12 protein-coding genes, 1 tRNA gene and 2 rRNA genes (1 of these 15 only partly in view) are annotated in these 12,528 nt (G+C 62.5%); 7 read left to right on the top strand and 8 right to left on the bottom strand.

Annotated features, from left to right (window positions below):
* Nucleotides 1–495: 495 nt before the first annotated feature.
* From ACFPFW_RS02415 to ACFPFW_RS02400, 4 genes are all read right to left on the bottom strand, one after another.
* A complete protein-coding gene (locus ACFPFW_RS02415; protein WP_114957288.1) occupies nt 496–909 on the bottom strand; it encodes a hypothetical protein in 414 nt (137 codons plus the stop codon).
* Nucleotides 909–1,418 (bottom strand): hypothetical protein, encoded by a 510-nt coding sequence (locus ACFPFW_RS02410; protein WP_114957287.1) that lies wholly within the window; start codon nt 1,416–1,418, stop codon nt 909–911. The genes ACFPFW_RS02415 and ACFPFW_RS02410 overlap by 1 nt, the downstream gene beginning before the upstream one ends.
* Nucleotides 1,419–2,170: 752 nt before the next feature.
* The gene (locus ACFPFW_RS02405; protein WP_114957286.1) at nt 2,171–2,809 is read right to left on the bottom strand and encodes a YoaK family protein; all 639 of its coding nucleotides are present in this window, start codon (nt 2,807–2,809) and stop codon (nt 2,171–2,173) included.
* A gap of 39 nt (nt 2,810–2,848) precedes the next feature.
* Nucleotides 2,849–3,091, bottom strand: a complete 243-nt coding sequence (locus ACFPFW_RS02400) for a hypothetical protein (protein ID WP_162799696.1) — start codon at nt 3,089–3,091, stop codon at nt 2,849–2,851.
* 704 nt (nt 3,092–3,795) lie between these two features.
* Between ACFPFW_RS02400 and ACFPFW_RS02395 the strand changes: the two genes are divergently transcribed.
* The 5 genes from ACFPFW_RS02395 (at nt 3,796) to ACFPFW_RS02375 (ending at nt 7,630) form a co-directional block, all read left to right on the top strand.
* Nucleotides 3,796–4,563, top strand: coding sequence for an ABC transporter ATP-binding protein (locus ACFPFW_RS02395; protein WP_114957400.1), 768 nt, complete (start codon nt 3,796–3,798; stop codon nt 4,561–4,563).
* A 35-nt stretch (nt 4,564–4,598) separates the two neighbouring features.
* Entirely contained in the window at nt 4,599–5,525 is a 927-nt protein-coding gene (locus ACFPFW_RS02390) for a DMT family transporter (RefSeq protein WP_379769270.1), read from the top strand.
* 239 nt (nt 5,526–5,764) lie between these two features.
* A complete protein-coding gene (locus ACFPFW_RS02385; protein ID WP_114957283.1) occupies nt 5,765–6,412 on the top strand; it encodes a pyroglutamyl-peptidase I in 648 nt (215 codons plus the stop codon).
* A 26-nt stretch (nt 6,413–6,438) separates the two neighbouring features.
* The gene (locus tag ACFPFW_RS02380; protein WP_114957399.1) at nt 6,439–7,218 is read left to right on the top strand and encodes a creatininase family protein; all 780 of its coding nucleotides are present in this window, start codon (nt 6,439–6,441) and stop codon (nt 7,216–7,218) included.
* 187 nt (nt 7,219–7,405) lie between these two features.
* Nucleotides 7,406–7,630 (top strand): con-10 family general stress protein, encoded by a 225-nt coding sequence (locus tag ACFPFW_RS02375; protein WP_114957282.1) that lies wholly within the window; start codon nt 7,406–7,408, stop codon nt 7,628–7,630.
* 61 nt (nt 7,631–7,691) lie between these two features.
* On the opposite strand, the gene ACFPFW_RS02370 is transcribed toward ACFPFW_RS02375, so the two are convergent.
* The gene (locus ACFPFW_RS02370; RefSeq protein WP_114957281.1) at nt 7,692–9,875 is read right to left on the bottom strand and encodes a putative bifunctional diguanylate cyclase/phosphodiesterase; all 2,184 of its coding nucleotides are present in this window, start codon (nt 9,873–9,875) and stop codon (nt 7,692–7,694) included.
* Between the two features lie 99 nt (nt 9,876–9,974).
* On the opposite strand from ACFPFW_RS02370, the gene ACFPFW_RS02365 reads away from it, so the two are divergent.
* Entirely contained in the window at nt 9,975–10,403 is a 429-nt protein-coding gene (locus ACFPFW_RS02365; RefSeq protein WP_114957280.1) for a cupin domain-containing protein, read from the top strand.
* Nucleotides 10,404–10,504: 101 nt separating this feature from the next.
* Entirely contained in the window at nt 10,505–11,035 is a 531-nt protein-coding gene (locus tag ACFPFW_RS02360) for a GAF domain-containing protein (protein ID WP_162799695.1), read from the top strand.
* A gap of 171 nt (nt 11,036–11,206) precedes the next feature.
* Here the strand turns inward: ACFPFW_RS02360 and ACFPFW_RS02355 are convergent.
* The 3 genes from ACFPFW_RS02355 to ACFPFW_RS02345 form a co-directional block, all read right to left on the bottom strand.
* Nucleotides 11,207–11,283: transfer RNA gene (locus ACFPFW_RS02355), tRNA-Met, on the bottom strand.
* Between the two features lie 91 nt (nt 11,284–11,374).
* Nucleotides 11,375–11,488 (bottom strand): 5S ribosomal RNA (rrf, locus tag ACFPFW_RS02350).
* Nucleotides 11,489–11,614: 126 nt separating this feature from the next.
* Nucleotides 11,615–12,528 (bottom strand): 23S ribosomal RNA (locus ACFPFW_RS02345) (it continues 1,894 nt past the right edge of the window).

The following is a 12,528-nucleotide window of genomic DNA, read 5'->3' as shown; positions in this document are numbered from 1 at the left end:
GCCGACTCGGCCGGCAGGCCGAGCGGGGTGAGGGGATAGACCTCGCGGCTCCTTCGCAGCGACCCCTCGCCCGAATCGATGGCCAGCACCGATTGGGCTGGCATCACTGCGGCGCGCACGTACGACGCGGTGGTTCCTAAGCCTGTCTCTCCGATGATCCACATTTCGGAGGATGATCTTTGGAATGTCGTCTACGAGGTCACGCAGGAGCACTGCTCCGACGCGATCTCAGACGTGATATACTTCTCTGAATTAAAGACTCGTGCTCTAGCCAGTGACGTGACTCGTCTCGCCACGGAGCATTCGAAACGAGCGAACGAAGCTCTTCAGTCGCGCGATTGAGCGTCCAAATCTCGTCTGACAATACGGAGAAATCCTTCTCCGAGAAAACGAGAATCCCGGCGCTGAGAACTTCGCGGGCCTTTTCTGCGAGTTCAGAGATGGCTTCGTTCGAATAGGCCGGATTGGTCAGGTTCCTCAACTTCTCGCCGGATATCACCCGATCCGCCACGACGCTTTGGGATCGCAGAGGAGAATGTGGTCTGGAAGTTCTGGACAGATCGCAGGCACCCAATGGGCTAGGCGATTGCGGCTCTTGGCGGTCGCGTCGGATGCTTCAATGATCGCCTCCAGTATCTCAAGTTGGTCTGCGGCGAGAACCTTTCGGCACCGCTCCAGAATCAGTTCTTTTTGAGCCTTCGAGCTTCTGGCGTTGACCAGTGCGTAGACCGCTTCCTCTGCGTCTTCTCCGATCCAATCGACCACAGCGCCTATGAGATAGGATTCCAGGTGCGCCCAAGCGGAGATGCAGGCTAGCATCAACGCCGCAAGCTGTGGCCGGTCATTCAGCACGTCGGCTGATATGACTAGGTTCGCGTTAGGACGCATTCGAGAAAGCGGGTTGGGCATCAGCTGTTGGCATTCCATTCTCGGAGCCATGAGGAAAATTCGGACGATAGGAGATCCGCGGCGCGGGATTTTTGTGCGAAGGTTTCGTAGTTGATCGCCTCACCGCCTGCGAGAGGTTGGAACGGATGCTCTCCGTCCTTCACCATCGTTATTCCAAGCTCGCCGTGATGGATGAATGAAGCGTGCGCGACCCGATTTCGAAATTCAGCCGCCGTGCCTGCGCGATTGGCAAGTGCTATGGCCCGCTTGCGAAAGCCTTCATCTGGAACGGCTGCGCTCACTGACCGCCTAAAGAGCGTAAGACGGGCTTGGAATTGCACGTCGCGAAGGATGTAAGCCAGGGCCGAGTGCTTCATTCCCATCAGCGCCGCTGTCGTTGAAATCAGCGTGCCCTCCAAATTGGAGAAGGCGATCCAGTATTCGCCCAGCCCGATTTGAACTTGCTGCCATAGACTGAGTTCGTGCACCCATATGACTCTGTCATCACCAGGATCGTGGGTCTTAGACATGTCCGATGACTCAAAGGTGCTGATCGGCGGGATTCGGTTCTCAAGCGTATGCTGAAGACGCCGCCTTGTCCTTGCCGCCGGTCGAGCGCGAGACCCAACCCTTGCGGTTGACGAACTCGGTGCCCGACGAGGAACGCGCCGGCTTCATCGCCACACGCTGATCTTGACTTTATTCCTAATCCATGCCACATATTCCCCGCTTCCGGTCACGGAGGGCGTCATCGCGAGGCGTCGTTGTGGTGGATCGGGAGTGCGGTGGCCGGGTCGAGGTTCGCGACCGAGATCCGGAGGCCCAAGGCATGCGGTCCCGACGGGATGGACTCCCGTCACGCGGGTGCGCTTCGGACTTTCCCTGCAGGACGGACCCGACCGTCCGGGGGAGAGAGGCACCGACCAGCGGAGGCCAGAAAGTTAAGCCTCCGGGGGCTGCACGCAGCAAGCCTCAAACACCGTGCGCGGGACGTCGCGAGAGCGTCCTCCCGAGGTGAGCAAAACAATTGGTTTGGCCCTTTTCACAATCAGGCCAGACCGCCTTGGGAGAGGTCGATCTCCCGACGTCCCGCGCATCCCTCCAGGGGAAATGCTGTTTGAGACGTGAGAGCTTTCAGGGACGGAAGCCGAATTCGTGCGCTCCCGTGTCCCGGGGCCGCGAAGCGGAGCCCGGGACCCATACGCCGCAGCGCCCCGGTTCGATCATCCACACAGGGGTTATGGATTCCGGGCTCGGCTGCGCCGCCCCGGAAAGCGGCCGCTCAATCCTCGACGTGGAGGAAGATCGTCACAACCGCCAACGTGGCCGCGACACCCGCGCCGAACCACAGCGCGGCGAAGCCGTAGATCGGATAGACCGCCGCTCCGGCGGCCGCCCCGGAGATCAGCCCGATCCAGAGCAAGAGATACGGCAGCCAGGCGAGGCGGTGCCCGCCCAGGAATGCCCCGGTCAGCCTCTGCCCGAACTTGACCAGGGTACCGGTCATGTAGGTCAGCCCGATCGAGACCTCGCCGTCGCGCTGGAAGACGGCGTTTTCGGCGCCCATCGCCAGCACCACCGCGCCGACGGCGAGATAGGCGGGCGCCAGATGGTCAAGCATCGCGCCGCAGCCGAGGAGCAGCGCGACGAGCCCGAGCACGGCCGGACGGCGATGCCGGCCCGCTGCGTGGCTGACGAACGAGCCGAACACCACGCCAATCACGAAAGTCGAAATGAGCGCGCCGGCCACCGCGGCGTCGGAGGCCCGCTCCATCAGCCCGACCGACATCCGGGTCGAATTGCCGGACATGAACGAAACGAAGAATCCGCCGAGCTTCAGGAAGCCGAGCGCATCGACATAGCCGGCAAGGGCCGACAGGCAGATTGCCAGGATCTGAAGGCGTTTCTTGTAATGGATCATGGGTGGGCGGGTTGAGTCGGTCGCCCACCAGAATGCGCGCTACGACGCAGCCCGCCAAGGCTTGGCCCGCCGCCGCGAACCGCGCCGGAGGGAGCGCACCTTGCCCTCGCTCGTTTCAAGCCAATGCTCGGCAATGCCGTAACCCAATCCGAGATGGAACTCGGAGCGTGGTCCGACCTCCTCGGCATATGCCGCGGCGAGCACCTCGATCGCCACCTCACCGTCTCGCTTTTCGACGAGACGCACGACGTCCTGCGCAAATTTAGCCAGTACTTCGCTCATCGGGAGGGCCTCGCGCTGCGCATGGCATGCGCGGCGCATCTATTCTGCATCGCCAATCGCTCTTCGCCTACTAAGGCGCTCTACGTATCTGTCCGGAGCACGGTCCAACTTCGGCGTGCAGACCATCCCGGACAACCCGCCCGTTTCACCTTGATTTTCTGTGGAACCTTGCGCCGGCCCGCGCACTTGTCTTCTACAAAAGGCGAACAGGGAGGAGACGCGTTCATGGACAGACGTGTGTTCTTGGCGGGGCTGCTGGGTGTAGCCGGCACCGCTGCTCTGGCCACACTACCGAAGCCCGCTTCCGCTGCTCTCAGCGGGGCTGCGGCGCAGGCCGTGCCGCCCGACGCGGACATTGACGGCAATGACGATCTTCACGAGGTCCAGCGTCGTGGCCGTGGGCGGGGAGGACGCCGTCGTTCCTACCGTCGCGGTTATCGAAGGGGTTATCGGAGAGGCCGCCGCTGGTATGGCTCCCGGCGCCGCCGTTGGTATCCACGTTATCGCCGCCGCTGGTATGGCGGCGGAGGCTACTACCGCCGGCGCAGATGCGGCTGGTATCGCAACCGTTGGGGCGAGCTTCGCTGGGGTTGCTTCCGGGGCCGTTATTGGTGGTGACGACTGGATGATCGAGACGGGCGGCACGCTGTGGTCGCCCGTCTTTTTTCTTGACCCCGCCCGACCTTCCGCAGAGCGTGCGCGCGATGCCGCTTCTGCGCCTTTCCAGCCTTTCCAAACGCTTCCCAAACGGCGTCTCGGCCCTCGACGACTTCGACCTCTCGATCGAACGCGAGGACGTGGTGACTTTGATCGGCCCGTCCGGCTGCGGCAAATCCACCGTCCTGCGGCTGATCGCAGGTCTCGACGAGCCGTCCTCCGGCCATGTTGCCTGGAGCGGTGCGCGCCCCGAGATCGGTTTCGTCTTCCAGGAGCCCACGCTCATGCCTTGGGCGAGCGCATTCGCCAATGTCTGGCTGCCGCTACGCCTCCGGGGCGTTTCGCGCGCCCATGCCAGGGAGCGTATCGAACAGGCGCTCGAGCTGGTGGGGCTTGAGGATTTCGCCGAGGCGCGCCCGGACCAATTGTCCGGCGGCATGAAGATGCGCGTATCGCTCGCGCGGGCGCTGGTGTCGAAGCCGGAAGTCCTCCTCCTCGACGAGCCCTTCGCCGCGCTCGACGAGATGACCCGTTTCCGGCTGAACGACGAGTTGCTGGCGATCCGCGAACGGCTTCGCTGCACGATTGTCTTCGTCACTCATTCGGTGTTCGAGGCGGTCTATCTGTCGAACCGCATCGTCGTGATGAGCACGCGGCCGGGTCGTGTTGTCGAGGACATCGGCGTCGCCGAGCAATATCCGCGCTCGGAGGCATTCCGGACCTCCGTTAGCTATGCGGAAACCGCACGGCAGATTTCCAAGGCACTTAGAGGGGATTCCGGCCTCGACAAGCAGGCCGTGCAGGTTCATTCCTAGCCTGCTTTCCCGGCACTTCCCGTGAGGAACCTAAAGTGGCTCTGCCGCTAGACCGTATGCTTGTTGACGACGCACAGGCCGCTCGTCGGTTGAGGATCATCGCCATCAGCTTGATGTTCGGCGCGGTCGGCACTTTTTCGATTCTCGACACGACGGCAAAATATCTCTCGTCCTATGAGAGCCCGCTGCAGGTCGCGTGGCTGCGCTACGTCTTCCACGTCGTCTTCATCAGCATCCTGCTGAACCCGTGGAGCTCGCCGGGCATCTGGCGGACGAAAAAGCCCGGAATGCAGTTCCTCCGCTCGGTTCTGCTGGCCGGCACGACGGTGTTCAATTTCTCGGCGCTGCAGACCCTGCAACTCGACCAGGCCATCACCGTCTCGTTCACGACCCCGCTCCTCGTCGCGATCTTCGCGGGCCCGATCCTCGGCGAATGGATCGGCCTGAAGCGCATGGCGGCGATCGGCGTCGGTTTTCTCGGCGTGCTGGTGGTCACGCGGCCCGGCGTCGGCACGTTCGAGATGGCCTATCTTCTCGCCTTCTCTAACGCGATCTGCGGCGCATTCTACAATATCGCCACGCGTTTCGTGTCGGCCTACGACAGCGCCAAGACCTCGATCGCGATCACCGGCCTGTTCGGCGCGCTGGCTTTGGCTCCGATCATGCCCTTCGTCTGGCATTGGCCCGAGAGCGGCTGGATCTGGGGCCTGCATATCGCGACGGGCGCAATGGGGGCATTCGGCCACTACCTTCTCATCCTCGCGCACGGCCGCGCTCCAGCGCCGATCCTCGCTCCCTTCGTCTATTGCGAGCTCGTCTTCATGACGATCACGGGCTGGCTCGTTTTCTCCGATGTCCCGGATGTCTGGACGCTCGCCGGCGCGGCGGTCGTCATCGGCGCCGGCCTCTACCTGCTGCTGAAGGAACGGACGCCGAAAACGCAGACGGACATCGTCGACTGACTCGTCGCGATTAACGATTGGAGCGGAGCGGGAACGAACCCCGCACGAATCGCTGATCGATCGATGTTCCCGATATGGTCCGTAGCGGACGGACGGTTCGACGGGGCTCATCGGCTTCGCGAAGGCCGATTTGGGCGCGGGGATCGCGTTAACGCTGTGTCCCGAAACAGAACAGCTCCGGCGAAGCTTCGAGAGCCGGCCGCTTGTGCCCGACCCGCTCCGTGCCTATTCGAGAGAAGATGAAGGTTCTGATCACCGGTTTCGGCCCGTTTGACGGCGGCAGCAATGCTTCCGAGGCCTTGGTGCGCGCCTTCGAGAAGCGCGGCGCGACCGCGTCGGGCCTCGATGCGGAAACGCTGATCCTGCCGGTCGACACCGAGCGTGCCGACTCCTTGCTCGACGAAGCGGTACGTCGCTTCGATCCCGACCGCCTGCTCCTCTGCGGTCAAGCCGCCGGCCGGAACCGGCTGTGCCTGGAGAAGATCGCGACCAATCGCCGGAATTTCGGCGTGCCGGACAGCACGGGCGCCGAGATTCGCGATCTTCCTGTCCACTCGTCCGGCCCTGAAAGCTATATCGCGACCTGGCCTGACCTCGACGGCACCGCCGCCGCGCTGAATGCCGCCGGCATTCCCGCCGCGGTGTCGGAGGATTGCGGCACCCACCTTTGCAATCAGTTGCTTTATCTCGCGCTCCACGCCGCCGAGACCAATCGCGCGCGTGTCACGGCGACCTTCCTGCATGTCCCGCTTCTGCCGGAGCAGGTGATTGCCGGAGAGCCCGCCGCGCTGCGTCACCCGGCCTGCCCGTACATGCCGCTCTCGATGACGCTGAAGGCGCTCGATCTGGTGCTCGCGCGCGCCGGCAGGCTGGAGGCGGCCGCTTGAGCCTTCCGAAACCCATCTGGTCGGACATGACCTGGCCGGAAATCCATGCGGCCGACACATCGTCCTGGATCGCGGTTCTTCCGGTCGCGGCCGTAGAACAGCACGGTCCGCATCTGCCGCTGTCGACCGACGTCGACATCATGGAGGGCTATCTCGCCCGCACCCGCGCTATTCTGCCTGCCGATCTGCCGGTGACGATCCTGCCGACGCAAAGCGTCGGGCTGTCGCCCGAACATGTCGCGTATCCCGGCACGCTGACGTTCAGCGCCGAAACCGCGATGCTAACCTGGAATGAGATCGGCGACAGCCTTGCCCGCGCCGGCATCCGGAAACTCGTCCTCCTCTCGTCACACGGCGGCAACAACGCGCTGATCGATGTGGTCGCGCGCGATCTTCGCGTCCGGCACGAAATGCTGGCGGTGACGACGACATGGGCGCGCTTCGGCTATCCCGACGGCCTGTTTACCGCCGAGGAGATCGCCCACGGCGTCCACGGCGGCGAGATCGAGACCTCGCTGATGCTCGCCTGCCGCCCGGACCTCGTCCGCCGCGACAGGCTGAAGAACTTCGTCCCCGCCTCGCTCGCGATGGAAAAGGACTACCATCATCTGCGGGCGTCTCGTCCCGCCGGTTTCGGCTGGCTTGCGCAGGACCTCAATCCCGAAGGGGCTCTCGGCAATACCGCTGCCGCGACAGCCGAAAAAGGTGAAGCGGCCGCGGAGTTCGGGGCGCGAGCTCTCATCGAACTCCTCCGCGACGTCAGCCGCGTGCCGCCGGATTTCCTCAAAAACGGCCCACTGGCTTAAACTTGGCCACAACTGCGCCAAACAATCCGCAAAATCAGTATTGCTCGCCTCGCTTACTTTACAGTAAGCGTCAATACGTCGAATGTAGCAATATAACCAAAGGAACCAATCGATACGCGACCCGTTTTATATTTGGGCGCGGACAGGCTAAGCCGTGCCGAAATCTCCAAGAGAGGAGGCAATTGACATGGCTCAGAACCAGAACACGTCCAATCGCGGCTTCGCGTCGATGGATCCGGACAAGCAACGCGAAATCGCGTCGAAGGGCGGATCGGAATCCGGCGGCAATTTCGCTAACGACCGTGAACGGGCATCTGAAGCCGGTCGCAAGGGCGGCCAGCAGAGCCAGGGCAATTTTGCCAACGATCGCGAGCGCGCGTCGGAGGCAGGCCGCAAGGGCGGCCAGCACTAACTCTTCCCTATAACATGCAATTGAGCGGGGCCGGTGTTCGCATCGGCCCCGCGATTCTACCTCAGGCGACGTGCCGCCATTCGAGCAGCTTGCCCTCGAAATCAATGCTCGACATGGCACGGCCGTAAAGGAAGCCCTGCCCCTCACTGCAGCCGTTCTCGACCAGGACCTCGTGCTGCTGCACCGACTCGATGCCTTCAGCGATGACTTTCACCCCGAAATTCTTGCCGAGATGCAAGATCGCCTTCACCACGGCGGCATTGTCCGAGTCGCAGCACATCTCGCGGACGAAGCTGCGATCGATCTTCAGCTTGGTCAGCGGAAAGAGCTGGATCTGGCTGAGCGAGGCGAAGCCCGTACCATAATCGTCGAACGCCACGCCGACGCCGATGCGCTGAAGGTCCTTCAGCTGCTTCAGCATCGCCCGTTCATGGCGCAGGATCATCGTCTCGGTGATCTCGAGTTCCAGCGCTCCCGCCGGCAGCCGGGCTTCAGACAGCGCGCTCTCGACCACTTCGCAAAGATCGCCGCGACGGAACTGCGCGCCGAACAGGTTCACCGCAACCTTGAAATCGTCGACACCCGCCTCGCGCCAGGCCGCCGCCTGCCCGCAGGCCGAGCGAATGACCCATTCGCCGACATCGGCCGCAATCGACATCGTGTCGAGCACGCTGATGAAGCTCGGCGGGATCATCAGCCCGCGTTCGGGATGGCGCCAGCGCAGCAGCGCCTCGGCGCCAATCATCGAGCTGTCGTTCAGCCGGACCTGCGGCTGGTAGAACAGCTCGAACTCGCCATTCTCATGCGCCGAGGTCAGCTCTACCTCGAAGGCACTGCGGGCATTCGCGGCCTGCCGCATCGGCGGAGCAAAGAGGTGCTGGCGGCTACGGCCCTCGTCCTTCGCGCGATAGAGTGCGAGATCGACATTGGCCATCAGCTCTTCCGGCGTCGAGCCGTGCGCCGGCGCGATCGCGATGCCGATCGACAGACCGAGATTGACCTTCTGGCCGTCGACCCAGACGGGCTTGTTGAAATGCTGGATCAGCCGCTCGCCGAGGCGGCTCGCGACAAGCGGATCGCCGACGCCGCGCAGGACGACCGCAAACTCGTCGCCGCCGAGCCGCGCCACCATGTCTCCATCGCCGGCAAGATCGAGGATCTGCCGCGCCACGACCTGCAGGACGCGGTCGCCCCACATATGCCCGCGATCGTCGTTCACTTCCTTGAAGCCGTCGAGATCGAGCATGAGCAGTGTCAGCGGCTCCTCGGCCGCGAGCACGTCGTCGAGATGCGCCCAGAGCGCACCACGGTTCGGCAGGTCGGTCAGCGCATCGTGATTGGCCAGGCGCAGCAGACGCGCCTCGTTGTCCCGTCGGTCCGATACGTCACGGATGATCGCGCCGAAGCTCTGCTGGTGGCTATCCATCCAGCACGAGAGCGAGACCTCGATCGGCAGTTCGGTGCCGTTCCTGCGCTGGCCGCTGAACGCCGCCGTCTCGCCGATCAGGCCGGGCGTCGCCTCGTCCATCAGGCGTGCGAGCGTCTCGCGATCTCCCTTGCGGCAGTTCTCGCCAAGGATGAGATGGAGATTACGCCCCATGACCTCGGCGGCGGTGTAGCCGAAGATCCGCTCCGCGGCCGCGTTCCAGAACGTGATCGCGCCCCTCGCATTGGCGCAGACGATACCATCCGGCGACGTGGCCGCTATGTTCTGGAACGGCGCGTGGGTCTCGTTGCGGTTGAGGCCGAGGCGGCGCACCTCGAGGCGGTCCATGACCAGTCCAGCGAGCTCGCGCAGCGTATTGGTCTGCTCGTCGGTGAATTCCCGACGCGGCTTGGTGTCGATCACACACAGCGCACCGATTGCATGACCTGTCGGCGTGATGAGCGGCGCACCGGCGAAGAACCGGGCTCCATCCACGACGAAAGGATCAGTGGCGAACTCAGAATCCTGCCTCGCGTCAGCTACGCAGAATATATCCGGACCTGCCAGGGTTTCGAGGCACAGCGAACCGGAACGCCCCCCCTCCCCCATCTCGGTTCCGACGCGGGCCTTGAAAACCTGGCGCTCACCATCGACGAGCGCGATGACCGAAATCGGCGCCGAGAAGATGCGCGCGGCAAGCGCCGCGAGATGGTCGAAATCCTGTTCGGGAGGCGTATCGAAGACGGCGTAATCCTCGAGTGCCTTGAGGCGACTGGCCTCGTCGTTCGCGAGCGCGAACGGCCGTGGATCGGCTGGCATATGTACTCCCCCGTTCCTTCTCAGGGGACCCACGGTGCCAGTGCGCGATTAAGCGCCCGTTCCGCAATTGTCTAAACTTTGCGCTATCCTTCGTCCGCCATGTCGTTATCCACCGCATCCAGCCTCATCGCCGCGCTTAAACTCGCCCCGCATCCTGAAGGCGGACATTTCGCCGAGACCTTCCGCGACGAGGCAAAGCCGGGCGAGCGCGCGGCCTCGACCGCCATCCATTATCTGCTGCAGGCTGGCGAGCGATCGCATTGGCATCGCGTCGACGCCGCCGAAGTCTGGCACTTCTATGACGGGGCGCCACTGAGATTGTCTCTCTCGAATGGCGAGACTTTCGAGACCTTCACGCTCGGCAGGGATATCGCCGCCGGCGAACGGCCCCAGATCGTCGTTCCGAAGGGCGTCTGGCAATCCGCCGAAAGCACCGGAGAGTGGACGCTCGTCGGATGCACGGTCGCTCCCGGCTTCGAATTCGCGGGATTCGAGATGGCGCCTGCCGGCTGGTCACCCCACCGATAACGACTCCGCGCTGTCGGCATACGTATAATCCACGATCAGCAATTTACGCTCGTTTAGACACTCTCTCCTAGCGTGCCTTGCGACCCATGGAGAGAGCGACGGTGAGCGCAGCTGCCCTTGATCAAGTTTCCGCAACGGAACGTCCGGCCGCCGAGGTGGCGAGAATCGCCGCGCTTCATCGCTTCGCGATCCAGGCGCTTCTCTTCTCCAAGGAGGCGGAGCAGATCACCAATCTTCTGATCGGGCGTTTCGGCGTGAAGGCAGTCAGCCTCGCATTCATGGACGGGGACATGCTGCGCTTCAAGCCCAAGGTGCCCGGCGCGAAGGGAGAGCTGCCGCGCAACTCCGCGCTTTGCCGTGAAACGATCGCCACTGGAAAGACGATCGTGGTCGAGGATCTGACCAAGGACGCGCGGTTTCGCGACAATTCCAACGTCACCACCCGGCCCTATCTCCGCTTCTTCGCAAGCGCTCCGATCAAGATCGACAACGAATATTCGATCGGTGCGCTCGTTCTCGTCGACACCGAGCCTCGTCATTTCCCGAACTCGAGCACGCTCCTGCTCGAACAGATCGCCGACCGTGTCGTGCCGTGGCTGCTCAATCCTTCCGGACGCACGTCGCCCTTCTGAGCGGCGGGTTCAGGATTCGTTAAGGATTGGAGATGCAATCTTTGATTGCAGGCAGCCCAGACTACCCCTTAGCCTGCAAGGCCGGTGCGGATCGAACCAGCCGTACCGGCCGCCCCGCCTTCCAACCGCACCTCAGAAATAAAAAAGCCGCCCCGAAGGGCGGCTTTGATTTGGTTGCGGGAACAGGATTTGAACCTGTGACCTTCAGGTTATGAGCCTGACGAGCTACCGGGCTGCTCCATCCCGCGTCAATCGAGGAATGATTGGCTGGCGGTGCCACAAGGCACCGGACGCTTCCCGGGAAGCGCTTACATCATGAAGAGCGACTGTGCTTTGCAGGCCTGGCAACGACCTACTCTCCCGTGCCTTAAGACAAAGTACCATTGGCGCAGAGGAGCTTAACGGCCGAGTTCGGGATGGGATCGGGTTTTTTCTCCTCGCAAAGCCACCAGGCCGGCAAAGAACAGTTGAAGCAAGCTGATGCGTCAGCGAGATCCCCACGGAAAAATCCGGAGGGACAAAGCTGAAGCAAGTTTAGGTCTCTTATGATTGCTGACCGAACGGACATCGGTAATGAGAGCAATCAAGCCAATCGAGCAATTAGTACCGGTAAGCTTCATGTGTCACCACACTTCCACACCCGGCCTATCAACGTGGTCGTCTTCCACGGCTCTCAAGGGAAGCCTCGTTTTGAGGTGGGTTTCCCGCTTAGATGCTTTCAGCGGTTATCCCGTCCGTACATAGCTACCCTGCAATGCGGCTGGCGCCACAACAGGTCCACCAGAGGTACGTTCACCCCGGTCCTCTCGTACTAGGGGCAAATCCTCTCAAGCTTCCTACACCCACGGCAGATAGGGACCGAACTGTCTCACGACGTTCTGAACCCAGCTCACGTACCACTTTAATCGGCGAACAGCCGAACCCTTGGGACCTACTTCAGCCCCAGGATGTGATGAGCCGACATCGAGGTGCCAAACGATTCCGTCGATATGGACTCTTGGGAATCATCAGCCTGTTATCCCCGGCGTACCTTTTATTCGTTGAGCGATGGCCCTTCCACGCGGGACCACCGGATCACTATGACCGACTTTCGTCTCTGCTCGACTTGTCAGTCTCGCAGTCAGGCAGGCTTATGCCATTGCACTCAACGAGCGATTTCCGACCGCTCTGAGCCTACCATCGCGCGCCTCCGTTACTCTTTGGGAGGCGACCGCCCCAGTCAAACTGCCTACCATGCGCGGTCCCGGAGCCGGATAACGGCTCGCGGTTAGACGTTCGTATTTACAAGGGTGGTATTTCAAGGATGGCTCCATCACGGCTGGCGCCGCGACTTCAAAGCCTACCACCTATCCTACACATGCCAACACAAACGCCAGCGCAAAGCTACAGTAAAGGTGCACGGGGTCTTTCCGTCTGACCGCAGGAACCCCGCATCTTCACGGGGAATTCAATTTCACTGAGTCTACACTGGAGACAGCGGGGAAGTCGTTACG

The sequence above is a fragment of the Flaviflagellibacter deserti genome, from assembly GCF_042652085.1.
Taxonomy (GTDB): Bacteria; Pseudomonadota; Alphaproteobacteria; order Rhizobiales; family Methylopilaceae; genus Flaviflagellibacter; species Flaviflagellibacter deserti.
Note: the sequence above shows the minus strand (reverse complement) of the source record. Positions and strands in the feature narration are given on the sequence as shown.

Bases quoted from the DNA above. Each gene is read 5' to 3' on its own strand.
- ACFPFW_RS02415 (WP_114957288.1), bottom strand. From the start codon at position 909: ATGCCCAACCCGCTTTCTCGAATGCGTCCTAACGCGAACCTAGTCATA.
- ACFPFW_RS02395 (WP_114957400.1), top strand. From the start codon at position 3,796: ATGCCGCTTCTGCGCCTTTCCAGCCTTTCCAAACGCTTCCCAAACGGC.
- ACFPFW_RS02405 (WP_114957286.1), bottom strand. From the start codon at position 2,809: ATGATCCATTACAAGAAACGCCTTCAGATCCTGGCAATCTGCCTGTCG.
- ACFPFW_RS02375 (WP_114957282.1), top strand. From the start codon at position 7,406: ATGGCTCAGAACCAGAACACGTCCAATCGCGGCTTCGCGTCGATGGAT.
- ACFPFW_RS02410 (WP_114957287.1), bottom strand. From the start codon at position 1,418: ATGTCTAAGACCCACGATCCTGGTGATGACAGAGTCATATGGGTGCAC.
- ACFPFW_RS02370 (WP_114957281.1), bottom strand. From the start codon at position 9,875: ATGCCAGCCGATCCACGGCCGTTCGCGCTCGCGAACGACGAGGCCAGT.
- ACFPFW_RS02385 (WP_114957283.1), top strand. From the start codon at position 5,765: ATGAAGGTTCTGATCACCGGTTTCGGCCCGTTTGACGGCGGCAGCAAT.
- ACFPFW_RS02365 (WP_114957280.1), top strand. From the start codon at position 9,975: ATGTCGTTATCCACCGCATCCAGCCTCATCGCCGCGCTTAAACTCGCC.
- ACFPFW_RS02380 (WP_114957399.1), top strand. From the start codon at position 6,439: ATGACCTGGCCGGAAATCCATGCGGCCGACACATCGTCCTGGATCGCG.
- ACFPFW_RS02400 (WP_162799696.1), bottom strand. From the start codon at position 3,091: ATGAGCGAAGTACTGGCTAAATTTGCGCAGGACGTCGTGCGTCTCGTC.